The organism is Stenotrophomonas sp. S39, assembly GCF_016624665.1.
Taxonomy (GTDB): domain Bacteria; phylum Pseudomonadota; class Gammaproteobacteria; order Xanthomonadales; family Xanthomonadaceae; genus Stenotrophomonas.
In genome coordinates, this window is the sequence record NZ_JACVTT010000023.1 from 1 (window position 1) to 20,575 (window position 20,575).

Below are 20,575 nucleotides of genomic sequence, written 5' to 3' on the forward strand. Positions count from 1 at the left end.
CACGCGGGGGGGGGGGGGGGGGGGGGGGGGGGGGGGGGGGGCGGGGGCGCCCCCCCCCCCCCCCCCCCCCACTCGGGGGGGGCCCCCCGGGGGGGCGCCACGCCTTTACCGCGTATGCCCGAACACCAGTTCAATCACGAACTGGCTGCCGAAGAACGCCAGCAGCAGCAACAGCATCGCCGACAGCGTCCAGTGCACCGCCTTCACCCCGCGCCAGCCGTAGCGGCGGCGGCCGATCAGCAGCACGCCGAACACGATCCACGACAGCACGCTGAGCACGGTCTTGTGCACCAGCTTCTGCGCCAGCAGGTCATCGACGAACAGCACGCCGGTGACCAGGGTGAGGGTGAGCAGGGCGAAGCCCACGGTGATGACCCGGAACAGCAGTGCTTCCAGGTCGGCCAGCGGCGGCAGCGCACGCAGCCACGGGCGGAATTCACGGCGGCGCAGCGCACGTTCCTGCAGCCACAGCATGATCGCCAGCAGGGCGGCGATGCTCAGCGTGGCGTAGGCCAGCAGGGCCAGCCAGGCGTGGCTGGCCAGGCGCCAGCCCAGCAGCTTGCTCGGTTCGTGGCCATAGCCGTGGTAGACCGCCAGCAGCAGCGCCGCCAGCGGGAACACCACCACGCCCAGCGCCGACATGCGCCCGCGCGCGCCCACCAGCGAGGTCAGCCAGGCCATGCCCAGGCCGACCAGCGACAGTGCGGCGAAGAAATGCATGTCCGGGCCGCCGCTCGTGCGCATCGCCACCAGCACGTGGTAACCGCCGTGCAGCAGCATGGCCGGCAGTGCGGGCCGCAGCCAGACGGGCGAGCCGACGGCATCATCGCGGCCAAGCGCACGCACCAGCAGGGCGCTGGCGGCCAGATAGAGCAGGGCGGCGATGAGAACGATTAACATCGTTGCAGTTTCGCATACCCCCGGGATGCTGGCGACGGCCCCGTGGTCGCAGCCCGGCAGGGTGGGCGGACCCGCTATACTGTCTGCCTTATTGTCCCCCGCTTTCAGACAGGTTGCGCCGCATGTTCGAGTCCCTGACCCAGCGCCTTTCCGGCACCATCGAGCGCCTGCGTGGCCGTGGCCGCCTGACCGAGGAGAACATCCGCGAGGCGACCCGCGAAGTACGCATCGCGCTGCTTGAGGCCGACGTCGCACTGCCGGTGGTGCAGGCCCTGATCGAGCGCATCAAGGTGCGTGCGGTCGGCCAGGAAGTGCTGAAGTCGCTGACCCCGGGCCAGGCCCTCATCAAGGTCGTGCGCGACGAGCTGACAGCGGTGATGGGCGCCGAAGCCAGCGACCTGAACCTCAATGTTCCCGCCCCGGCCATCATCCTGATGGCAGGCCTGCAGGGCGCCGGCAAGACCACCACGGTGGGCAAGCTGGCCAAGCACCTGAAGGAAAAGCGCAAGAAGAAGGTGATGGTGGTCTCGGCCGACGTCTACCGTCCGGCCGCGATCGAGCAGCTGAAGACCCTGGCCGAGCAGGTCGGCGTGCTGTTCTTCCCGTCCAGCGCCGACCAGAAGCCGGAAGCCATCGTGCGCGCGGCCATCGACGATGCACGCAGGTCGTTCGTCGATGTGCTGCTGGTCGATACCGCCGGCCGCCTGGCCATCGACGAAGCGATGATGGCCGAGATCAAGGCCCTGCACGCAGCGGTCAACCCGGCTGAAACCCTGTTCGTGGTCGACGCCATGACCGGCCAGGACGCGGCCAACACCGCCAAGGCCTTCGGCGATGCGCTGCCGCTGACCGGCGTGGTGCTGACCAAGACCGACGGTGACGCCCGTGGCGGTGCCGCGCTGAGCGTGCGCTACATCACCGGCAAGCCGATCAAGTTCGTCGGTGTCAGCGAAAAGCCGGAAGGCCTGGACGTGTTCCACCCGGACCGTATCGCCAGCCGCATCCTGGACATGGGCGACGTGCTGTCGCTGGTCGAGCAGGTCGAGCAGCAGGTCGACAAGGACAAGGCCGCCAAGCTGGCCGAGAAGGTGGCCAAGGGCAAGAAGTTCGACCTGAACGACATGCGCGACCAGCTCGAGCAGATGCAGAACATGGGCGGCATCGGCGGCCTGATGGACAAGCTGCCGGGCCTGGGCAACATCCCCGAGCACCTGAAGCAGCAGGTCAGCCAGGGCAAGGAAGTGCCGCGCATGATCGCCATCATCAGCTCGATGACCAAGAAGGAACGACGCAACCCGAACCTGCTCAACGGTTCGCGCCGCGCGCGCATCGCCAAGGGCTCGGGCGTGACCCCGGCCGACGTCAACAAGCTCATGAAGCAGTACATGCAGATGGAAAAGATGATGAGCAAGATGGCCGGCGGTGGCATGAAGGGCATGATGCGCAGCATGAAGGGCATGATGGGGGCCATGGGCGGCCGCGGCCTGCCGTTCCGTTGATGCCGGAGGGCGGCGCGGGTGCCGGCATCGGCACTTGCGTGGCCCTGGCTGTATTGCTTGACTACGCGCTGCATCTGACAAGGGAATGCTGATGAACAAGTCGATCATGGTGATGGCGCTGGCCTTGGCGCTGGTTGCCTGCAAGGACGACACCTCGATGTCGCAGAAGGCCGGCAGCGCCATCAGTGGCACCGCCGCCGATTTCGTGGCCGGTCTGGGCGAAGGCGTGGACAAGAAGATGAACGTGACGCTGCAGGTCGATCCGGGCCTGGCCGCGCACGGGCTCACGGTCACCCTGGGGAAGAGCCGTGGCATGGGCTCCAAGGAAGCGGCGGTGTACGTCGTGGCTGACAAGGCATTCAAGGGCAAGCTGGTGGCACGCGCGCTGGACGGCGAGGGTGCCGAGATCGGTCGTGCCAGTGCCGAAGAGGAATTCGCGGCCGACGACGCGCGCTATGTGACCTTCCAGTTCAACGAGGAAATGGACAGCCAGCTGGTCCGCACCTACGCGGTGTCGGCACGCTGAGCCGCGCACCCGTAGCGTCGAGCTTGCTCGACTGCGGCAGGCGCACGACAGTCGAGCAAGCTCGACTCTACCCCTCCGATGCGCGCACCATGGGGGCCTGTCCGAAACGATAGGCCCCATGCAGATGTCTGCTGTTATTTCCCGCGCCGAGGCGTTCTGCCAGCGCTTCGGCGTTTCCGTACCGATCCTGCTGGCGCCGATGGCCGGTGCCTGTCCGGTGCCGCTGTCGGCCGCGCTGGCCAATGCCGGCAGCATGGGCGCGATGGGTGCGGTGCTGTCACCGGCCGCCGATATCGGCCGCTGGATGGACGATTTCCGTGCCGCGTCCGCAGGCCCGGCACAGGTGAACCTGTGGCTGCCGGATCCATCGCCCGCCCGTGACGTCACTGCCGAAGCGGCCAGCCGTGCCTTCCTCGCGCAGTGGGGGCCGGAGGTGCCTGCCAGTGCCGCCGACGCCACTCCGGCCGATTTCGACGAACAGTTCGCGGCGCTGCTCGCTGCGCGCCCGGCCGTGGCCTCGACCATCATGGGTGTGCTGTCGCCGCGCCACGTGCAGCAGTTGAAGGACGCCGGCATTGCCTGGATCGCCTGCGCGACCACGCTGGCCGAAGCGCGCGCCGCGCAGGACGCCGGTGCCGACGCGGTGGTGGCGCAGGGCGCCGAAGCCGGTGGCCATCGTGGCGCGTTCGATCCCAGCCTGGCCGAGCGCCAGCTGGTGGGCCTGTTCGCGCTGCTGCCCCGCCTGGCCGACCACCTGCAGATACCGGTGATTGCCGCCGGTGGCATTGCCGATGGGCGCGGCATCGCGGCCGCACTGACCCTCGGCGCCAGCGCAGTGCAGATCGGCACCGCCTTCCTGCGTACACCGGAAGCGGCGATCGCTTCGGCGTGGGCGGACGGGCTGGCCGCGAGCGAACCCGAATACATCTGGCCGACCCGCGCCTTCAGTGGCCGCCTCGGTCGTGGCCTGGCCACGCCGTATGTGCGCGCCGCTGCGGCAGAGGGCGCTCCGGCGCCGCGCCCGTATCCGGTGCAGCGCGGCCTGACCGCGCCGATGCGCAAGCAGGCGGCGCAGGAAAACCGCCTGGCCGCGATGCAGGCCTGGGCAGGGCAGTCGGCATGGATGGCACCGGCGCAACCGGCGGCCGATGTGCTGCGCGGCATGTGGCAACAGGCGCAGGCCCTGCTGCGATGACGGTGTTCTGCAATGGCCGGCCGGCGCAGGTGGAGGATCTGCTGCCGGCCCTGGTCAACTACGGCCACTTCACCTCGATGCAGGTGCGCGGCCACGCCGTGCAGGGGCTGGCGCTGCATCTGGCGCGGCTGTCGCAGGCCACGCGCGAACTGTTCGGCAGTGCGCTGGATGTCGTGCAGGTGCAGGCGTGGATGGCGCAGGCGCTGCAGCAGGCAGGGCAGGGCGATGCTTCGCTGCGGGTGACGGTGTATTCGCGCCACTTCGATTTCCGCAATCCGCTGGCGGCCGTGCCGGTGGATGTACTGGTGGCGGTGTCCGTGCCGGTGGCGCTGGTCGCACCGAAGCGCGTGCGCAGCGTGGCGTGGCAGCGCGAACTGCCGCAGATCAAGCATGTGGGTACCTTCGGCCTGTTTGCCGAGCGTCGTACGGCGATGGCCGCGGGCTTCGACGATGTGCTGTTCGTGTCGGCCACTGGTGCGATCAGCGAGGGCAGCACCTGGAACCTGGCGCTGCACGATGGTGAACGCCTGCTCTGGCCGCAGGCCCCGGCCCTGCGCGGAACGGCCGAGGCGCTGCTGCAGCGGCACTGGCCGGGTGCCCAGGCCACGCAGCCGCTGCGGCTGGCCGAACTGGCCGGTGTGAAGGCGGCCTTTGCCTGCAATGCCAGTGGCCTGTGGGCGCTGGACGCCATCGACGGGCAGGTTCTGCCGGGGTCGCAGGCGCTGGCTGAACAGGGCAGGGCGGTGCTGGCGGCGGTGCCGTGGGACGGTATGGGCTGAAAGGCCCGCCGGGCATGGCCCGGCGCCACCGTGAAGGCAGGCCACCCTTGGGGTTGGCTCGGCCGCGCTCTGGCGCTATAATCACCCGCTTACCTCGCCATCCTGGCGACTGGGCAATAGGAAAAACAACATGGTCAAGATTCGACTGACCCGCGGCGGCGCCAAGAAGCGTCCGTTCTACCACATCATCGTGACCGACGTGCGCAGCGCGCGCGACGGCCGCAACATCGAGCGCGTTGGTTTCTACAACCCGGTCGCCCAGGGCGGCGAGAAGCGCATCGAGCTGGACCTGGCCCGCGTTGACCATTGGGTCAAGAACGGCGCCCAGCCGACCGAAAAGGTCCGCAACCTGATCAAGGAAGCGGCCAAGTCCCAGGCCGCTGCGGCCTGAGTCTGAAGGGCCACGCTTCGGCGTGGCCCTCTCGGTTGACGAAGATGAAAGATATCGAGCGCCGCATCCTGCTGGGCAGGGTTGTCGGCGCTTTTGGTGTGCGCGGCGAAATCAAGCTCGAGTCCTGGACCGAGCCTCGTTCCGCCATTTTCCGTTACCAGCCGTGGATCCTGCGCAGCCCCAACGGGCAGGAATCGACGCTTGAAGGCGCTCGGGGCCGTGACAGCGGCAAGCACCTGGTCGCTCGGTTCCCCGGCGTCGAGGACCGCGATGCCGTCGAAGCCATGCACGGCACCGAGGTCTACGTGGCCCGCAGTGCGCTGCCGCCGCCGAAGCCCGACGAGTATTACTGGGTCGACCTGGAAGGCCTGGATGTGAAGACCACCGAGGGCGTTGCCCTGGGCCAGGTCTCGCACCTGTTCAGCACCGGCGCCAATGATGTGGTCGTGGTCCGCGGCGATCGCGAGCGGATGATCCCGTTCGTGCAGCCGGACTTCGTCAAGTCGGTCGACTTCGAGGCCAACCTGGTCGTGGTCGATTGGGATCCCGAGTTCTGAGTGTGAGCATGCGGTTCGACGTCATCACCCTGTTCCCCGAGTTCCTCGCCCAGTCCGCTGGGCTGGGCGTGGTCGGGCGCGCGCAGGAGAAGGGTCTTTTCAGCCTGCATGGCTGGAACCCCCGTGATTACGCCGAAGGCAACTACCGCCGGGTGGACGATCGTCCGTTCGGCGGTGGCCCGGGCATGGTGATGCTGATCGAGCCTTTGCAGGCCTGCCTGCAGGCGATCCGCGACGCCGACCCGACCCCGGCGCGGGTGATCTACCTCAGCCCGCAGGGCGCGCCGCTGACCCAGGCCAAGGTGCGGGAGCTGGCGGCACTGCCGCGCATGGTCCTGCTCTGCGGCCGGTACGAAGGCATCGACGAGCGCTTCCTGGAAGCCAACGTCGACGAGGAGATTTCCCTCGGCGATTACGTGCTGTCCGGTGGTGAACTGGGTGCGGCGGTCATCATCGATGCCGTGGCCCGCCTGCAGGAAGGTGCCCTGAACGACGCCGAATCGGCGGCCCAGGACAGCTTCGAAGGCGAACTGGGCCTGCTCGACTGCCCGCATTACAGCCAGCCGGCCCAGCACCCGCTGGGTGACGTGCCGGACGTGCTGCGCTCGGGCAACCACGCGGCCATCGCCGCCTGGCGCCGCCAGCAGTCGCTGCTGCGGACCGCCGAGCGGCGCCCGGACCTGCTGGATGAACAGGCGCTGGGTAAGGCCGACCGCAAATTGCTGGACCAGGGCCGCCAGGCCCTGAAACAGAAGGCCAACCCCTAGCGCAGGGCTGGCTTTATCGGCTATCATGGCCAATTCCCGCCAGCCCCGGCTGGCGCGCGCAGTACCCACAACAAACGTGCAGCACAGTTCCGTGACTGCATGAGCCTACGTTGTCGACACGACACGCCCACCCGAACAAGAATCGGTGTAACCCATGAGCAAGCTGAACAAGTCCATCGTCGCGGAATTCGAATCCGCCCAGATCACCCGCGAACTGCCGAAGTTCAGCCAGGGCGACACAGTTGTCGTCAACGTGAAGGTGAAGGAAGGTACCCGCGAGCGCGTGCAGGCCTATGAAGGCGTTGTCATCGCGACCAAGAACGGCGGCCTGAACTCCTCGTTCACCGTCCGCAAGATTTCGCACGGCTACGGCGTCGAGCGCGTCTTCCAGACCCACAGCGCCATCATCGACTCGGTCGAAGTGAAGCGTCGTGGTAAGGTCCGCGCCGGCAAGCTGTACTACCTGCGTGGCCTGGAAGGCAAGGCTGCCCGCATCAAGGAAGACCTGGCTGCTGCTGCTGCCGCCAAGGCTGCACGTCTGGCCGAAAAGGCCTGATAAACAACTTCGGTTGTTGCCGCGACGGCCGCCTTCGGGCGGCCGTTTGCGTTTGTGCATCCGCCGGCGCTATGGTCGCGGCATGAGCACAGCCGAACAGCGTTACCCGCCCAAGGTGCAGGCTGCCCTGCGCCATCTCGACCTTGCGGGCGTGCATCGCCGGCACTCGGCTCCGCCGCTGCATCGCCTGTTGTGGCGCATGGGTTTCAACGCGCCACCGCCGATCCTGGCCAGCGTGGCATCCAACGCACTGCTGATGGGTACCTGGTTCACCGTGGGCTGGGGCGTGTTGATGTGGTTGCTGGTCTGGCGCAACACCCACATGCCGGCAGGGGGCGCGGTGTTCAGCGCGCTGCTGGCCGGCGTGCTTTTCGGCCTGCTGATGGCCGTCGTGATGCGCGTCATGCGCCTGCGCCGCGGTCTGCCGTTGTGGCGCGACCTGCCGGCTGCGCCAACCCGCTGACCCCGGACCACGGAGCGCCGCGCGATGCCCGCCAAGCAAGCTGCCGCCGCTGCGCCGAAGCTGCTGTCCGGTGGCAACCCGCAGATCGCGAAGGGGGAGGGCGATGCTCCGGTCCAGGCCTACATCGCCGCCATGCCCGGCTGGAAACGCGCTTTCGGCGAGCAGCTGGATGCGCTGATTACCGAGGCCATGCCCGGCGTGCACAAGGCGGTGCGCTGGAATTCGCCCATGTACGGCGTCGCCGAAGGGCAGGGCTGGTTCCTCAGCTTCCATTGCTGCACCCGCTACATCAAGGTGGCGCTGTTCCATGGCACGCTGCTGAAGCCCGAGCCGCCCGAGCCCTCGCGGCAGGCCGCCACCCGTTACCTGCACCTGTACGAAGACAGCGTGCTGGACCGGGCACAACTGCGGGACTGGCTGCAGCAGGTCCGTGAGCTGCCGGGCGTACGCTTCTAGTTTTCCTTTCCCGCTGATCCGCGTGAGCGCTGACATGCCCAGAAAAGCCTTGGAAACCCTCGAAGAAACGCGCCCGGCCCCTGAACTGATCGATGCCCGCATCGCCGAACTCGGCGACTGGCGCGGCCAGGCGCTGGCCCGCGTGCGCGCGCTGATCCACAAAGCGCTGCCTGACGTGGAGGAGACCTGGAAGTGGCGGGGTACGCCGGTGTGGGAACACAACGGCATCCTCTGCACCGGCGAGAGCTACAAGCAGGCGGTGAAACTGACGTTCGCCAACGGCGCGGCCCTGCCGGATCCGAAGCAGCTGTTCAACGCCAGCCTGGAAGGCAATACCCGGCGCGCGATCGACATCCATGAAGGCGCGATGCCCGATGCGACAGCGTTCAAGGCCCTGATGCGCGCGGCCGCCAAGCACAACGCAGGCAAGAAGAAACGGTAGTGGGGGGGGGGGGGGGGGGGGGGGGCCCCGGGGGGGGGCGGGGGGGGGGCCCCCCCCGCTACCGGGCCACGGCATCCGGATCCGCCACCGGAGACGGCGGGCAGGCCGGGATTTCCGATGGCGTGGCCACGTGTTCTGCCGGTGGCGCGGTGATCATCTTCGCCTTGCGCCAGCCACCCCAGCGGTAATACGCCAGCGACAGCAGCATCGACACCAGCGAGCCGGCCGGGAAGCTCCACCAGATCGCATCAGCGCCCCAGTACGGCTGCAGGAACTCGGCGAAGGGCACGCGCACGCCCCACAGCGAGGCGGCCAGGATCAGCAGCGGCGGAATGACCGCACCGGTGGAGCGCACCACGCCGGAAATGACGAAGCTGACGCCGAAGAACAGGAACGAACCGATCACGATGTGGTTGAGGTGGCGGGCGATCTGCAGCGATTCGCTGCCCTGCGGCAGGAACAGCGCCAGCGAATACTGGTCCAGCAGCACCAGCGGCAGGATCAGTGCACCGGTCAGCAGGAAGTTGAACAGGATGCCCTGGCGCGCGGTACCGCGGACACGATCCCAGCGCTGCGCGCCGACGTTCTGTGCCGCCATCGACGAACACGCCGCACCGATGGCCATCGCCGGCATCTGCACGTAGTTCCACAACTGCAGCGACGCACCATAGGCAGCGCCGGTGGCCGTGCCGTACTGGTTGACCATGGTCATCAGCAGGATGACCGACAGCGAGATGAGCACCATCTGCAGGCCCATCGGCACGCCCTTGACCACCAGCGCGCGCAGGATGGTCAGGTCGAGCTTGAACAGGTGCGTGTCGGCACGCCCCAGCCACAGCGTGTGCCGCTTGTGCCGCATGTACAGCAGCAGGCCGGTCAGCGACAGCGTCTGCGACACCAGCGTCGCCCAGGCCGAGCCGGCAATGCCCAGTGCCGGGAACGGGCCGAGGCCGAAGATCAGTACCGGGTTCAGCGCGATATCCAGCAGCACCGACACCAGCAGGAAGCGGAACGGCGTGCGCGAATCACCGGCACCGCGCAGGGCGGCGCTGAGGAAGGCGAACGCGTACAGCGTCGGCATGGCCAGGAAGATGATGCGCAGGTAGGCCTCGGCCAGCGGCAGCGAGGCGGCCGGCGTGCCCATCGCGGCCAGCAGCGGGTGGGCCAGGAACCAGCCCGCGATGGCGATGATCACCGACAGGCCGATGAAGAAGGTGGCACTGGTGCCGACCACGCGGCGGGCCTGGGCGATGTCGCGTGCGCCGATGGCCTGGCCGATCAGGATGGTCGAGGCCATGCCGAAACCGAACACCGAGCCGATCAGGAAGAACATGATGTTGTTGGCGTTGGCCGTGGCGGTCAGCGCTGCCTCGCCGAGGAAGCGCCCCACCCACACCGCATTCACCGAACCGTTCAGCGACTGGGCGATGTTGCCTGCCAGGATCGGCAGCGCGAACAGCAGCAGGTTGCGGCCGATGGGGCCGGAGGTCAGGTCGAGCGGCGCTTTGGCCATGGGCTGGTGATCGATTCCCGGGAGGCGCACACTAGCATCAAGGCGGTTTGCGGGGTGTGGCAATGCATCAACGACGACAGCTGGCGCGGTACTGCGTGGGGGCCTTGATCGTGGCCACGCTGGCCGCATGTTCGACGGGTGACCGGCTGGGTGATGCCCAGGTGCGGCCCGCCGACCGCGCTGAGTGCCTGGTCGGCAACCAGCGCCAGGACCTGGCGGGCACGCCGACGTTGATGGGGGGCACTGGCTGCCGCAGCGACCCCGCCAACCCGCGACCCCTGAACAAGCGCACGGAGTAGTACCTGCCGATGTCCGAGCTTTCCCCGCTGTCGCCCAGTGTCCGCCTGGATATCTGGTTGTGGGCGGCCCGTTTCTACAAGACCCGCAGCCTGGCCAAGCAGGCCATTGAAACCGGCAAGGTGGCCGTGGCCGGGCAGCGCCCGAAATCCTCGCGCGCGGTGCGCGTGGGCGAGCAGCTGCAGGTGGACCGCGGCGAAGAGCATTTCGAGCTGCAGGTGCTGGGCATCAGCGACCAGCGCGGACCGGCGCCGGTGGCGCAGCAGCTGTATGCCGAAAGCGAGGCGTCCAAGGCGCGCCGTGCCGAACAGCGCGCGCTGCGCATCGCCGCACGCGATGGTTTCCAGCCGCCGGAGCACAAGCCGGACAAGCGCGCGCGGCGGTTGATCCGCGCACTGGGCGATCTGGACGCGCTTTGACCGAGAGCGTGCGAACCAACGGTTCGCACCCACCAGAGCGGGCGGTTAGCACCCACCAGGGCGCGTCGGTAGCGCCAGGCCATGCCCGGCGAACACGCGCGCACTCAGCCAGCGTTGGGTTTGTGCCCCGCACGTTGGATCTTCCTCTTCATGGAAGACCCGCATGTTCCTCCGCCGCACCCTGCTGTGCCTGGCCCTCGCCACCGCCGCTCCGGCGTTCGCCGCCGACATCACCTTCTGGGATACGCCGCAGCGCGGCGGCAACAGCTTCAACGAAAACCCGCCCGACCGTGCCTATTTCCAGGCACTGCGGGACACCGGGGCGACCTGGGTGCGGTTGAGCCCGGACAAGTGGAAAAGTGCCGGCGGCCGCGACTTCCTGATGGGCGATGCCGACCACTACCAAGGGCTGGTGCAGGCCGACGTGGCCACCCTGCGCCGTGCGCTGGATGACGCCAATGCCTCGGGCCTGAAGGTGGTGCTGGTGCCGCTGTCGCTGCCCGTGCTGCGCTGGAAGCAGAAGAACAATGACGTGGTCGACCAGCGGTTGTGGCAGTCGATGGACAACCACCTGCCTGCGCAGCGCTTCTGGCGCGACCTGGCCACCGCGTTGAAGGGCCACCCTGCGCTGGCCGCCTACAACCTCATCAACGAGCCGGCGCCGGAATACGGCACTGCGCTGGCCGAACACGCCCCGCGCGAGGCGATGAAGCAGTGGTATGCCGGTGAGGAGGGCGGCCCGCGCGATCTGCGCGTGCTGTACCGCGGGCTGATCGCCAGCGTGCGTGCGGTGGATGCGGACATGCCGCTGATGCTCGATGCCGGTTGGTATGCGGCGGCCGATGCCTTTGATTACTGGCCGGGGCCGCTGGACGATACGAAGCTGCTGTACAGCGTGCACATGTACGAGCCCTATGCGGCCACCAGTGCGCCCAACCAGAAGCGCACCACGCCGTACCGCTACCCGGCCGTGGTGCCGTTCGGCGCGGGAAAGCAGCGCTGGGACGCGTCGCGCGTGCGCAGTTACCTGCAGCAGCCGATGGACTGGGCGAAGACCCATGGCATCGGTGCCAACCGGATGGTGATCGGTGAGTTCGGCTGCATGCGCCGCTGGCCGGATTGCGGTGCGTACCTGCGTGATGTGCTGGCGGTGGCCGAGCAGCAGCAGGTGCATTGGGCGTTCTATGCCTTCCGTGAGGATGGCTGGGATGGGATGGATTACGAGCTGGGCGACAAGGCGCTGCCGGGGGCGTACTGGCAGGCGTTGGAGAAGGGCAAGGCGGTGCAGCCACCGCGGTCGCTGCAGGCGCCGTTGTTTGCGCCGATCCTGCAGCGGCTGAAAGACGGGGCGCGTTGAAACCCCTGCGGCTGCGGAGAGCGTGCGAACCAACGGTTCGCACCCACCAGAGCAGGAGAGCATGCGAACCAACGGTTCGCACCCACCAGAGCAGGAGAGCGTGCGAACCAACGGTTCGCACCCACCAGAGCAGGAGAGCGTGCGAACCAACGGTTCGCACCCACCAGAGCGGGGGTTCGCACCCACCACAGCATTCGGGTAGCGCCGGGCCATGCCCGGCGACCACCCGGATCACCTCAACCGTGCAGGTCGTAGCGGTCCAGTTCCATCACCCGCGTCCAGGCGGCGATGAAATCCTGCACGAACTTCTTCTCGCCATCGGCGCTGGCATAGACCTCGGCCAGTGCGCGCAGCACGGCGTTGGAGCCGAACACCAGGTCGGCGCGGGTGCCGGTCCAGCGTGCGCTGCCTTCGCCGCGGGCGCGGCCTTCATAGCTCTCGCGGCCGGTGGCCTTCCACTGCGTGCCCATGTCCAGCAGGTTGACAAAAAAGTCGTTGCTCAACGTGCCCGGGCGTGCAGTGAACACGCCGTGCTTGCCGCCATCGGCATTGGCACCGAGTACGCGCAGGCCGCCGACCAGGGCGGTCATCTCCGGCGCGGTCAGGGTCAGCAGCTGTGCCTTGTCGATCAGCAGCGCTTCGCCCGGCACGCTGTAAGCGCCCTTGAGGTAGTTGCGGAAACCATCCGCCGCCGGTTCCAGTACCGCGAACGATTCGACGTCGGTCTGTTCCTGGCTGGCATCGGTGCGGCCCGGGGTGAACGGCACGCTCACCTCATGGCCACCGGCCTTGGCGGCCTGTTCGACACCTACGCCACCGGCCAGCACGATGAGATCGGCCAGCGACACCTGCTTGCTGCCGCCGCCATTGAACTCGGCCTGCACCTTTTCCAGCGCGGCCAGCACCTTGGCCAGCTGCTGCGGCTGGTTCACCGCCCAGTCCTTCTGCGGGGCCAGGCGGATGCGCGCACCATTGGCGCCACCGCGCTTGTCCGAGCCGCGGAAGGTCGAGGCCGACGCCCACGCGGTGGACACCAGCTCGGCGACGCTGAGGCCGGTTGCGGCGATCTTCTGCTTCAGCGCGGCGATGTCCTTGGCGTCGATCAGCGGGTGCTTGGCTTCCGGCACCGGATCCTGCCAGATGAATTCCTCGGCCGGAATTTCCGGGCCCAGGTAGCGCGCACGCGGGCCCATGTCGCGGTGGGTCAGCTTGAACCAGGCGCGGGCGAAGGCATCGGCGAAGGCCTGCGGATCATCGAGGAACCTGCGCGAGACCTTTTCGTAGGCCGGGTCCATGCGCAGCGACAGGTCGGTGGTCAGCATGGTCGGGCGGTGCTTCTTCGACGGATCGTGCGCGTCGGGAATGACTGCATCGGCGTTCTTGGCCACCCACTGGTGGGCGCCGGCCGGGCTCTTGGTCAGTTCCCATTCGTGGCCGAACAGCAGCTCGAAGAAGTCGTGGCTCCACTGCGCCGGGGTGCGCGTCCAGGTCACTTCCAGGCCGCTGGTGATGGTGTCGCCGCCCTTGCCGCTGCCGAAGCTGCTGGCCCAGCCCAGGCCCTGGTTTTCCAGGCCGGCCGCTTCCGGTTCCTTGCCGACGTTGTCGGCCGGGCCGGCGCCGTGGGTCTTGCCGAAGCTGTGGCCGCCGGCGATCAGGGCGACGGTTTCCTCGTCGTCCATGGCCATGCGGGCGAAGGTGTCGCGGATGTCATGCGCGGCCAGCACCGGGTCGGGGTTGCCGTCCGGGCCTTCCGGGTTCACGTAGATCAGGCCCATCTGCACGGCGGCCAGCGGGTTTTCCAGCTTGCGCGAATGCACGTCGCCATCGGCATCGTCATCGGACACCAGCACGCCGTGGTCTTCCTGCACGCCTTCGGAGCCGTGCGCGTAGCGCACATCGCCGCCCAGCCAGGTGGTTTCGCGGCCCCAGTACACGTCCTGGTCCGGTTCCCAGGTATCAGGGCGGCCACCGGCGAAGCCGAGCGTCTTGAAGCCCATCGATTCGAGGGCGACGTTGCCGGTCAGGATCAGCAGGTCGGACCAGGAGATGGCCTGGCCGTACTTCTGCTTGATCGGCCACAGCAGGCGGCGCGCCTTGTCCAGGCTGACGTTGTCCGGCCAGCTGTTGAGCGGGGCGAAGCGCTGCTGGCCGCGGCCACCGCCGCCACGGCCATCGCCGATGCGGTAGGTGCCGGCGCTGTGCCAGGCCATGCGGATGAACAGGCCGCCGTAATGGCCGAAGTCGGCCGGCCACCAGTCCTGCGAATCGGTCATCAGCGCCTTCAGGTCGGCCTTCAGCGCGGCGTAGTCCAGGCCCTTGAAGGCAGTGGCGTAATCGAAGCCCGCATCAAGCGGATTGGAGCGGCTGGAGTGCTGGTTGAGCAGGTCCACGCGCAGCTGGTTCGGCCACCAGTCGCGGTTGGTCGTCGCGTCACCGACGACGGCGTGGTTGAACGGGCACTTGGCTTCGCTTTTCATGGGTGTCTACCTGTGGACTGGCGAAAGGTGGAATCGGGGGAGGCCTGACCACCATAGGTGGCGCCTACTGATGGGTAAATTCGATTGATTCAACCAATGCGATAGTGGCGGCCTATCAAGGGCAGGGCTTGGACCGTTGTGCGCGATCAGCGCTTGAGCAGGCCCGCACCGAGCTTGAGCAGATCGCTGGCACCGAACTGGCCATCGCCGTCCTGGTCGAGTGCGCCCCCCAGCAGGCTGCCGAGGCCGCCGCCAGCATGCTGGGCTTCCTGGCCGAGGGCCGAGCTGAGTTCGCCGGCATTGCCCTGCTGGGCAAAGCGCTGGGCCAGGAACGACATGACGATGGGGGCGAGAATGGCCAGCAGCTTGCCGGTGGTGCCGCTGTCCAGGCCGGTCTTCTGGCCGAGCAGCTCGGCCGCCTGCGGTTGCTGGCCGCCGAATACATGGCCGAGGATGCCAGCGCCGTCGGTGGCACCGCTGCCACCACCGCCCATCACCGCGCCGAGGATGCCGCCGAGGTCGAAACCGCCGCCGCTGCCGCCGCCAAGATGATCGCGCTGCAGTGCATTGAGCAGGGACTGCGCGCCCTGTGGCTCGCTGGCATTCTGGCCCATCGCGCCCAGCAGCAGCGGCAGCGCGCTGCCCACCGCCTGGGTGGTCTGGCTGCTGTCCAGGCCGAGCTGCTGGGACACCTGCTGCAGGCCTTGCCCCTGCTGCAGCTGCTGGAAGAGGGAAGCGGCGAGGGATTCGGTGTTCACGGCGGTCTCCGTTCTGTGAAGGAAGGACCGCCCGAGCATAACGCCGGGTACACGACGGAAATGCGAAGGGCAGCCGAGCGTGGGCTCGGCTCTACAGGGGTAGCGCCGGGCCATGCCCGGCGGCTTTACAGGGAGGGCGGGACGGGGCCGTTGTAGAGCCGAGCCAACGCTCGGCTCAGCCCTGCCGCTTACAACAACGTCTTCAACCGGTACAGGGCTTCCAGCGCCTGCTTCGGGGTCAGCTCATCCGGGTCGATCGCGGCCAGCGCTTCCTGCGCCTTGCTGGCCGGTGCGCTGAACAGGCCGAACTGCTGCGGTGCATCCAGCGCCTGCGGCGAAACCTCGGCGGCATGGCTCTCGCCACCGCGCTGTTCCAGCTCGGCCAGGCGACGGCGGGCCTGCGCCACGGTCGCCCGCGGCAGGCCGGCCAGCGCGGCCACCTGCAGGCCGAAGCTGCGGTTGGCCGGGCCATCCTTCACCGCGTGCATGAACACCAGTGCTTCGCCGTGCTCGACCGCATCCAGATGCACGTTGGCGATGCCGCTGCGGCCACCTTCGTGCTGTTCGTCGGCCAGCGCGGTCAGTTCGAAGTAGTGGGTGGCGAACAGCGTGTAGCAGCGGTTCTGGTAGGCCAGGTGGCGGGCCACCGCATCGGCCAGGGCCAGGCCGTCGTAGGTGGACGTGCCGCGGCCGATCTCGTCCATCAGCACCAGCGAATGCGCGGTGGCGTGGTGCAGGATGTAGCTGGTCTCGGCCATCTCGACCATGAAGGTCGATTGCCCGCGGGCGAGGTCATCGCCGGCGCCGATGCGGGTGAGGATGCGGTCGATCGGGCCGATCAGCGCGCGGCTGGCCGGCACGAAGCTGCCGATGTGGGCCAGCAGCACGATCAGCGCGTTCTGCCGCATGTAGGTCGATTTACCGCCCATGTTCGGGCCTGTGATGACCAGCATGCGACGGTCCGGATGCAGGTCCAGATCATTCGGCTCGAACGGCTGTTCGCGCACGGCTTCGACCACCGGGTGGCGGCCGCGTTCGATCTTCAGGCAGGGCTCGGCCTGCAGTTCCGGGCGCGCCCAGTCCAGCGCCTGCGCGCGTTCGGCGAAGGCGGCCAGCACGTCCAGTTCGCTCAGCGCGGCGGCGCACTGCTTCAGCGGTTCCAGCTGGCCGCCGAGGGTGTCCAGCAGCTGCTCGTACAGGTACTTCTCGCGCGACAGCGACCGGTCGCGCGCGGACAGCACCTTGTCCTCGAAGGCCTTCAGTTCCTCGGTGATGTAGCGCTCGGCATTGGTCAGCGTCTGCCGGCGGGTGTAGTGCACCGGCGCGCGGTCGGACTGGCCCTTGCTGATTTCGATGTAATAGCCGTGTACGCGGTTGTAGCCCACCTTGAGGGTGGCGATGCCGCTGCTCTCGCGTTCGCGCTGTTCCAGGTCGACCAGGAACTGGTCGGCATGGGTGGACAGGCGGCGCAGTTCATCCAGTTCGGCATCGAAGCCATCGGCCAGCACGCCGCCGTCGCTCAGCTTCAGCGGCGGCATTTCGGCGATGGCGCTGGCCAGCAGGTGCGCGCATTCGTCGTGCTCGCCCAGCGCGGCGTGAAGGGTCTGCAGGCGCGGCGAATCCAGTGGTGCCAGCACTTCGCGCACGGCCGGCAGCAGGCCCAGGCCATCGCGCAGGGTGGAGAAATCGCGCGGGCGCGCCGAGCGCAGCGCCACGCGGGTGAGGATGCGTTCCAGATCGCCCAGGCGACGGAACTGCTCGCGGATGTCGGCGTCGCTGCCACGGTCGATCAGCGTTTCCACCGCGTGGTGGCGCTGCACCAGCACCTCGCGCAGGCGCAGCGGGCGATGCAGCCAGCGGCGCAGCAGGCGGCCGCCCATCGGCGTCACCGTGCTGTCGAGCACGCCCAGCAGCGTGTTGCGGGTGTCGCCGTCCACGCGCGTATCCAGTTCCAGATGGCGGCGGGTCGCGGCATTCATCGCGATCGCTTCACCGGCGGTTTCCATCGCGATGGAGGTCAGGTGCGGCAGGCGCTGCTTCTGGGTCTCTTCGACATAGCCGAGCAGGGCGCCGGCGGCTGCCGTGGCGCGCGGCTTGTCGTCGATGCCGAAACCGCTCAGGTCGTGCAGCTTGAAGAAGGCCAGCAGCTGGCGGCGGCCGCTGTCCGCATCGAACAGCCACGGCGCGCGGCGGCGCACGCCGGTGCGCTGGCGCAGGAATTCGGGCCAGTTCTCTTCGTCGGGCACCAGCAGCTCGGCCGGCTCCAGGCGGGCCAGTTCGGCTTCCAGCGCGTCGTCGGTCTCCACTTCATTGACCAGGAAGCGACCGCCGGCCAGGTCGGCCCAGGCCAGGCCGTAGCCCTGCTTCGTGCGCGACAGCGCCATCAGCAGGGTGTCGCGGCGCTCGTCCAGCAGCGCCTCGTCGGTGACCGTGCCGGGGGTGACGATGCGCACCACCTTGCGTTCGACCAGGCCCTTGGCCAGGGCCGGGTCGCCGATCTGTTCACAGATGGCCACCGATTCGCCCAGCGCCACCAGGCGGGCCAGGTAGCCCTCGTAGGCATGCACCGGCACGCCGGCCATCGGGATGGGCGCGCCGCCGGAGCTGCCGCGCTGGGTCAGGGTGATGTCCAGCAGCCGCGCCGCCTTGCGGGCGTCGTCGTAGAACAGCTCGTAGAAGTCGCCCATGCGGAAGAACAGCAGCAGGTCCGGATAGTCGGACTTGGCTGCGAAGAACTGCTTCATCAGCGGGGTGTGTTCGGCGGACTTGTCTCTGGACATGGGACTCGGAAATCGGGGCAGGCGCGCGCGCCGGGAGGGCGGCAGGCAGCTGCAGGAACTGGGGCGACCATGGTAACGGGTAGGGTGGGGCAAGGGGCACCCGCATGGGGTGTGCTCTCGCGCATACAGCCTGCGGCTCACTGGCCCGGCGCCACGGCTGTGGTCACGTCCAGGCAGGAGACGGACCGACACATCAGGCGCTGCTACTGGCTGGATTCGTCAGCCAAGTCGCACGACCTCCAAAGAGAGCCGTCGACCTTGTACCAGGTGTATCTTCCGACCCTCTTGCCGCGCCGGAAAGTGCCTTCCTCCTTGAGGAGGCCAGAGTCCCACCAACTCTTGTAGGGACCGTCGTAATCCCCGTTTCTGATAATGGCGGATAAGGTCAACACTCCATCCTCTGTCCATTCCTGTAGCAAGCCGTTCATCACGCCGTCTCTGTACTCGGACTGGGTGAACAGTCCGCCACTCTCGAACCAGCGTTGACAGAGGCCATCCCATTGTCCATCCACGCGTGTGCCACGAGATTTGATCTTTCCTGAGGGATAATAGGTTTCGACCAGTTGCGGGTTTGAATCTTTCATGGGGCACCACCTATCTGAGGTCACGATCTGTCCAAACGGGCGGCTCGTCGTCAGATTGACCCTTATTGGCGACGCACAGATTGCGACGATCCGCCGCTCGTGTCAGACATGCTCGATACCAGCGATCAGGGTCCTTGCTTGTTCCCAAGCCTCTCGACCTGTCGCACGACACATCTTCCTCACTGCAGCCATGGCTCGGTCCGTCTATGCGAGATTCTTGACAGAGCCTACTCCTTGGCAATGTTCGAAGTTCTCCAGACCGAGCCATCTGTGTCGTACCAGGTGTAACGTCCGATTCGTTTCCCTGCTCTGTACGTTCCTTCCTCTTTGGGCAAGCCTGAGTTCCACCAGCTCTTGAAAGGCCCATCAAACTCGCCGTCTTTTACGGTGGCAGACATTAGCAAAAGCCCGTCTTCTGCCCACTCCCGGATCATTCCATTCAACTGGCCATTCACGTACTCGCTCTCAGTGAAAAGTGCGCCGTTCTCGTGCCAGCGTCGAAAGATACCCACCCACCGCCCACCGACCTGTGTTCCTCGGGACTCGAGCTTTCCAGAAGGAAAATAATTTTCCACCAATTTAGTTTCGGGATTTTTCATGGGCAGCATCCTAACGAAGGTCGCTTGGTGACCAAGGTTGCGGCTCTCCGTCGATTTGACCCTTGTTGCCGACGCAGAGGTTGCGACGGTCCGCCGCTTGGGTCAGAGATGCTCGATGCCAGCGGTCAGGGTCTCTCACCGCGCCGTATCCTCTTCGCTTCACAGAGGAGCTGCCCCCCCCCGCCGTTTGCCATCGGCTCAGTCCATGCGGTTGCGGCAGGTCAATTGGCCTGCTAGTCATCATTATCGACTACGTTCCATATGGAGCCATCGAGCTTGTACCACGTGTACTTTCCGATCCGCTTGCCGTCTTTAAAAGTGCCTTCTTCCTTTAACAGACCTGAACTCCACCAGCTCTTGTACGGACCATCGAATTCACCGTCCTTGACGGTTGCAGACAACGTCATCACCCCGTCCACGGTCCATTGTCGAAGCAGCCCGTTCATCAGCCCATGCCGGTACTCAGCTTGGGAGAATAGCGGGCCGGTTTCATGCCAGCGCTCAAAGAGGCCATGCCATTGCCCGTTGACCTGGGTGCCACGCGACTCGATTCTTCCCGAGGGAAAATAGTTCTCCACCACCTTTGCGCTTGAATTTGTCATGGATTGAACTCTACCGGAGGTCGCGATCAGACCACTCATCAGGTTCTCCGCCTGTTTGTCCCTTGTTGGTACGCAAAAGTTGCGACGGTCCCCTGCTTGCGTCACGCAAGCTCGATAAAAGCGATATGAACCGTTAACTGCTCAGAGTTGCCGCCGGATGTCGTACGCCATCATTTGGCCTACTGGTCATGATCTTCGACTATGTTCCATATGGAACCATCGAGCTTGTACCACGTGTATTTTCGGATCCGCTTGCCCTCTTTAAAGGTTCCTTCCTCTTTGAGGAGGCCCGAGCTCCACCAGCTCCAGTAGGGGCCATGAAGCTCTCCATCTTGAAGGGTGGCACACAGAAGCAATACGCCATCTTTCGACCACTCCCGAAGCACTCCGTTCTTCTGGCCATTCCTATACTCGAACTGACAAAGTAATTCGCCGCTCTCGTACCAACATTCAAAGGAGCCGACCCATTGTCCATCAGCTTGGGTTCCACGGGACCGCAGGGCTCCTGAGATGAAGTAGCTCTCTGCCGTTTTAAACCTTTTATATTTCATGAGTGCCGCCTTGCGGAATTCGTGCCGTGACCATTCTGGTGGCTCATCGGCAGCTTTCCCTTTGTTTGCGACGCCAATGAGAGCTTAATCCGCGGAGATGTCAGAAG

23 protein-coding genes are annotated in these 20,575 nt (G+C 66.7%); 14 read left to right on the forward strand and 9 right to left on the reverse strand.

All coding sequences use genetic code 11. From position 1 onward, the window contains the following. Positions 1–105 precede the first annotated feature (105 nt). Positions 106–900, reverse strand: coding sequence for a cytochrome c biogenesis protein CcsA (ccsA, locus tag IAE41_RS08160; RefSeq protein WP_200732737.1), 795 nt, complete (start codon positions 898–900; stop codon positions 106–108). Between the two features lie 122 nt (positions 901–1,022). Here ccsA and ffh point away from each other — a divergent pair, with 122 nt between their 5' ends. The 11 genes from ffh (at position 1,023) to IAE41_RS08215 (ending at position 8,531) form a co-directional block, all read left to right on the forward strand. Continuing rightward, the gene (gene ffh / locus IAE41_RS08165; protein WP_079221123.1) at positions 1,023–2,399 is read left to right on the forward strand and encodes a signal recognition particle protein; all 1,377 of its coding nucleotides are present in this window, start codon (positions 1,023–1,025) and stop codon (positions 2,397–2,399) included. A 91-nt stretch (positions 2,400–2,490) separates the two neighbouring features. Continuing rightward, positions 2,491–2,925: a hypothetical protein gene (locus IAE41_RS08170; RefSeq protein ID WP_152027057.1), complete on the forward strand. Its 435-nt coding sequence runs from the start codon at positions 2,491–2,493 to the stop codon at positions 2,923–2,925. A 118-nt stretch (positions 2,926–3,043) separates the two neighbouring features. Next, positions 3,044–4,120: a nitronate monooxygenase gene (locus tag IAE41_RS08175; protein ID WP_200732738.1), complete on the forward strand. Its 1,077-nt coding sequence runs from the start codon at positions 3,044–3,046 to the stop codon at positions 4,118–4,120. Next, positions 4,117–4,899 carry an aminotransferase class IV family protein gene (locus IAE41_RS08180; RefSeq protein ID WP_200732739.1) on the forward strand — a complete coding sequence of 261 codons (783 nt, stop codon included), beginning with the start codon at positions 4,117–4,119 and terminating at the stop codon, positions 4,897–4,899. The genes IAE41_RS08175 and IAE41_RS08180 overlap by 4 nt, the downstream gene beginning before the upstream one ends. A 130-nt stretch (positions 4,900–5,029) precedes the next feature. Continuing rightward, complete coding sequence (gene rpsP / locus IAE41_RS08185) at positions 5,030–5,290, forward strand: 30S ribosomal protein S16 (protein WP_004149033.1); 261 nt, start codon at positions 5,030–5,032, stop codon at positions 5,288–5,290. 44 nt (positions 5,291–5,334) lie between these two features. After that, positions 5,335–5,847, forward strand: coding sequence for a ribosome maturation factor RimM (rimM, locus tag IAE41_RS08190; RefSeq protein ID WP_200732740.1), 513 nt, complete (start codon positions 5,335–5,337; stop codon positions 5,845–5,847). 8 nt (positions 5,848–5,855) lie between these two features. After that, entirely contained in the window at positions 5,856–6,614 is a 759-nt protein-coding gene (gene trmD, locus IAE41_RS08195; RefSeq protein WP_200732741.1) for a tRNA (guanosine(37)-N1)-methyltransferase TrmD, read from the forward strand. A 154-nt stretch (positions 6,615–6,768) separates the two neighbouring features. After that, positions 6,769–7,170 carry a 50S ribosomal protein L19 gene (rplS, locus tag IAE41_RS08200; protein ID WP_079221128.1) on the forward strand — a complete coding sequence of 134 codons (402 nt, stop codon included), beginning with the start codon at positions 6,769–6,771 and terminating at the stop codon, positions 7,168–7,170. Between the two features lie 82 nt (positions 7,171–7,252). Next, entirely contained in the window at positions 7,253–7,633 is a 381-nt protein-coding gene (locus IAE41_RS08205; RefSeq protein WP_200732742.1) for a DUF6404 family protein, read from the forward strand. A gap of 24 nt (positions 7,634–7,657) precedes the next feature. Then, a complete protein-coding gene (locus tag IAE41_RS08210; RefSeq protein WP_200732743.1) occupies positions 7,658–8,089 on the forward strand; it encodes a DUF1801 domain-containing protein in 432 nt (143 codons plus the stop codon). Between the two features lie 49 nt (positions 8,090–8,138). Next, entirely contained in the window at positions 8,139–8,531 is a 393-nt protein-coding gene (locus IAE41_RS08215) for a DUF1801 domain-containing protein (RefSeq protein WP_234458381.1), read from the forward strand. 58 nt (positions 8,532–8,589) lie between these two features. Here the strand turns inward: IAE41_RS08215 and IAE41_RS08220 are convergent, their stop codons facing one another. Further along, positions 8,590–10,044: an MATE family efflux transporter gene (locus IAE41_RS08220; RefSeq protein ID WP_200732745.1), complete on the reverse strand. Its 1,455-nt coding sequence runs from the start codon at positions 10,042–10,044 to the stop codon at positions 8,590–8,592. Positions 10,045–10,106: 62 nt separating this feature from the next. On the opposite strand from IAE41_RS08220, the gene IAE41_RS08225 reads away from it, so the two are divergent. The 3 genes from IAE41_RS08225 to IAE41_RS08235 all read left to right on the forward strand — a co-directional run bounded on the left by IAE41_RS08225 (position 10,107) and on the right by IAE41_RS08235 (position 12,117). Next, complete coding sequence (locus tag IAE41_RS08225) at positions 10,107–10,343, forward strand: hypothetical protein (protein ID WP_200732746.1); 237 nt, start codon at positions 10,107–10,109, stop codon at positions 10,341–10,343. A 9-nt stretch (positions 10,344–10,352) separates the two neighbouring features. After that, a complete protein-coding gene (locus IAE41_RS08230) occupies positions 10,353–10,760 on the forward strand; it encodes an RNA-binding S4 domain-containing protein (RefSeq protein WP_108768217.1) in 408 nt (135 codons plus the stop codon). Positions 10,761–10,923: 163 nt separating this feature from the next. Continuing rightward, positions 10,924–12,117 carry a cellulase family glycosylhydrolase gene (locus IAE41_RS08235; RefSeq protein ID WP_200732747.1) on the forward strand — a complete coding sequence of 398 codons (1,194 nt, stop codon included), beginning with the start codon at positions 10,924–10,926 and terminating at the stop codon, positions 12,115–12,117. A 236-nt stretch (positions 12,118–12,353) separates the two neighbouring features. Here IAE41_RS08235 and katG read toward each other — a convergent pair whose 3' ends face one another. The 7 genes from katG to IAE41_RS08270 form a co-directional block, all read right to left on the reverse strand. After that, the gene (gene katG, locus IAE41_RS08240) at positions 12,354–14,594 is read right to left on the reverse strand and encodes a catalase/peroxidase HPI (RefSeq protein ID WP_200732748.1); all 2,241 of its coding nucleotides are present in this window, start codon (positions 14,592–14,594) and stop codon (positions 12,354–12,356) included. Positions 14,595–14,740: 146 nt separating this feature from the next. Further along, complete coding sequence (locus IAE41_RS08245; RefSeq protein ID WP_200732749.1) at positions 14,741–15,391, reverse strand: DUF937 domain-containing protein; 651 nt, start codon at positions 15,389–15,391, stop codon at positions 14,741–14,743. A 149-nt stretch (positions 15,392–15,540) separates the two neighbouring features. Next, complete coding sequence (mutS, locus tag IAE41_RS08250; RefSeq protein ID WP_200732750.1) at positions 15,541–18,132, reverse strand: DNA mismatch repair protein MutS; 2,592 nt, start codon at positions 18,130–18,132, stop codon at positions 15,541–15,543. A gap of 203 nt (positions 18,133–18,335) precedes the next feature. Then, on the reverse strand, positions 18,336–18,716 hold the full coding sequence (locus IAE41_RS08255) for a hypothetical protein (protein WP_200732751.1): 381 nt from the start codon (positions 18,714–18,716) through the stop codon (positions 18,336–18,338). A gap of 227 nt (positions 18,717–18,943) precedes the next feature. Further along, the gene (locus tag IAE41_RS08260; protein WP_200732752.1) at positions 18,944–19,315 is read right to left on the reverse strand and encodes a hypothetical protein; all 372 of its coding nucleotides are present in this window, start codon (positions 19,313–19,315) and stop codon (positions 18,944–18,946) included. A 233-nt stretch (positions 19,316–19,548) separates the two neighbouring features. Continuing rightward, on the reverse strand, positions 19,549–19,956 hold the full coding sequence (locus IAE41_RS08265) for a hypothetical protein (RefSeq protein WP_200732753.1): 408 nt from the start codon (positions 19,954–19,956) through the stop codon (positions 19,549–19,551). A gap of 140 nt (positions 19,957–20,096) precedes the next feature. Further along, complete coding sequence (locus IAE41_RS08270; RefSeq protein WP_200732754.1) at positions 20,097–20,468, reverse strand: hypothetical protein; 372 nt, start codon at positions 20,466–20,468, stop codon at positions 20,097–20,099. Positions 20,469–20,575: the final 107 nt, after the last annotated feature.

Coding starts and splice junctions, on each gene's coding strand:
- IAE41_RS08180 (WP_200732739.1), top strand. CDS start 4,117: ATGACGGTGTTCTGCAATGGCCGGCCGGCGCAGGTGGAGGATCTGCTG.
- IAE41_RS08220 (WP_200732745.1), bottom strand. CDS start 10,044: ATGGCCAAAGCGCCGCTCGACCTGACCTCCGGCCCCATCGGCCGCAAC.
- mutS (WP_200732750.1), bottom strand. CDS start 18,132: ATGTCCAGAGACAAGTCCGCCGAACACACCCCGCTGATGAAGCAGTTC.
- IAE41_RS08175 (WP_200732738.1), top strand. CDS start 3,044: ATGCAGATGTCTGCTGTTATTTCCCGCGCCGAGGCGTTCTGCCAGCGC.
- IAE41_RS08205 (WP_200732742.1), top strand. CDS start 7,253: ATGAGCACAGCCGAACAGCGTTACCCGCCCAAGGTGCAGGCTGCCCTG.
- IAE41_RS08225 (WP_200732746.1), top strand. CDS start 10,107: ATGCATCAACGACGACAGCTGGCGCGGTACTGCGTGGGGGCCTTGATC.
- IAE41_RS08235 (WP_200732747.1), top strand. CDS start 10,924: ATGTTCCTCCGCCGCACCCTGCTGTGCCTGGCCCTCGCCACCGCCGCT.
- ffh (WP_079221123.1), top strand. CDS start 1,023: ATGTTCGAGTCCCTGACCCAGCGCCTTTCCGGCACCATCGAGCGCCTG.
- IAE41_RS08255 (WP_200732751.1), bottom strand. CDS start 18,716: ATGAAAGATTCAAACCCGCAACTGGTCGAAACCTATTATCCCTCAGGA.
- IAE41_RS08230 (WP_108768217.1), top strand. CDS start 10,353: ATGTCCGAGCTTTCCCCGCTGTCGCCCAGTGTCCGCCTGGATATCTGG.
- trmD (WP_200732741.1), top strand. CDS start 5,856: ATGCGGTTCGACGTCATCACCCTGTTCCCCGAGTTCCTCGCCCAGTCC.
- rimM (WP_200732740.1), top strand. CDS start 5,335: ATGAAAGATATCGAGCGCCGCATCCTGCTGGGCAGGGTTGTCGGCGCT.
- IAE41_RS08170 (WP_152027057.1), top strand. CDS start 2,491: ATGAACAAGTCGATCATGGTGATGGCGCTGGCCTTGGCGCTGGTTGCC.
- IAE41_RS08245 (WP_200732749.1), bottom strand. CDS start 15,391: ATGCTCGGGCGGTCCTTCCTTCACAGAACGGAGACCGCCGTGAACACC.
- IAE41_RS08210 (WP_200732743.1), top strand. CDS start 7,658: ATGCCCGCCAAGCAAGCTGCCGCCGCTGCGCCGAAGCTGCTGTCCGGT.
- rplS (WP_079221128.1), top strand. CDS start 6,769: ATGAGCAAGCTGAACAAGTCCATCGTCGCGGAATTCGAATCCGCCCAG.
- rpsP (WP_004149033.1), top strand. CDS start 5,030: ATGGTCAAGATTCGACTGACCCGCGGCGGCGCCAAGAAGCGTCCGTTC.
- IAE41_RS08260 (WP_200732752.1), bottom strand. CDS start 19,315: ATGAAAAATCCCGAAACTAAATTGGTGGAAAATTATTTTCCTTCTGGA.
- IAE41_RS08270 (WP_200732754.1), bottom strand. CDS start 20,468: ATGAAATATAAAAGGTTTAAAACGGCAGAGAGCTACTTCATCTCAGGA.
- IAE41_RS08265 (WP_200732753.1), bottom strand. CDS start 19,956: ATGAGTGGTCTGATCGCGACCTCCGGTAGAGTTCAATCCATGACAAAT.
- katG (WP_200732748.1), bottom strand. CDS start 14,594: ATGAAAAGCGAAGCCAAGTGCCCGTTCAACCACGCCGTCGTCGGTGAC.
- ccsA (WP_200732737.1), bottom strand. CDS start 900: ATGTTAATCGTTCTCATCGCCGCCCTGCTCTATCTGGCCGCCAGCGCC.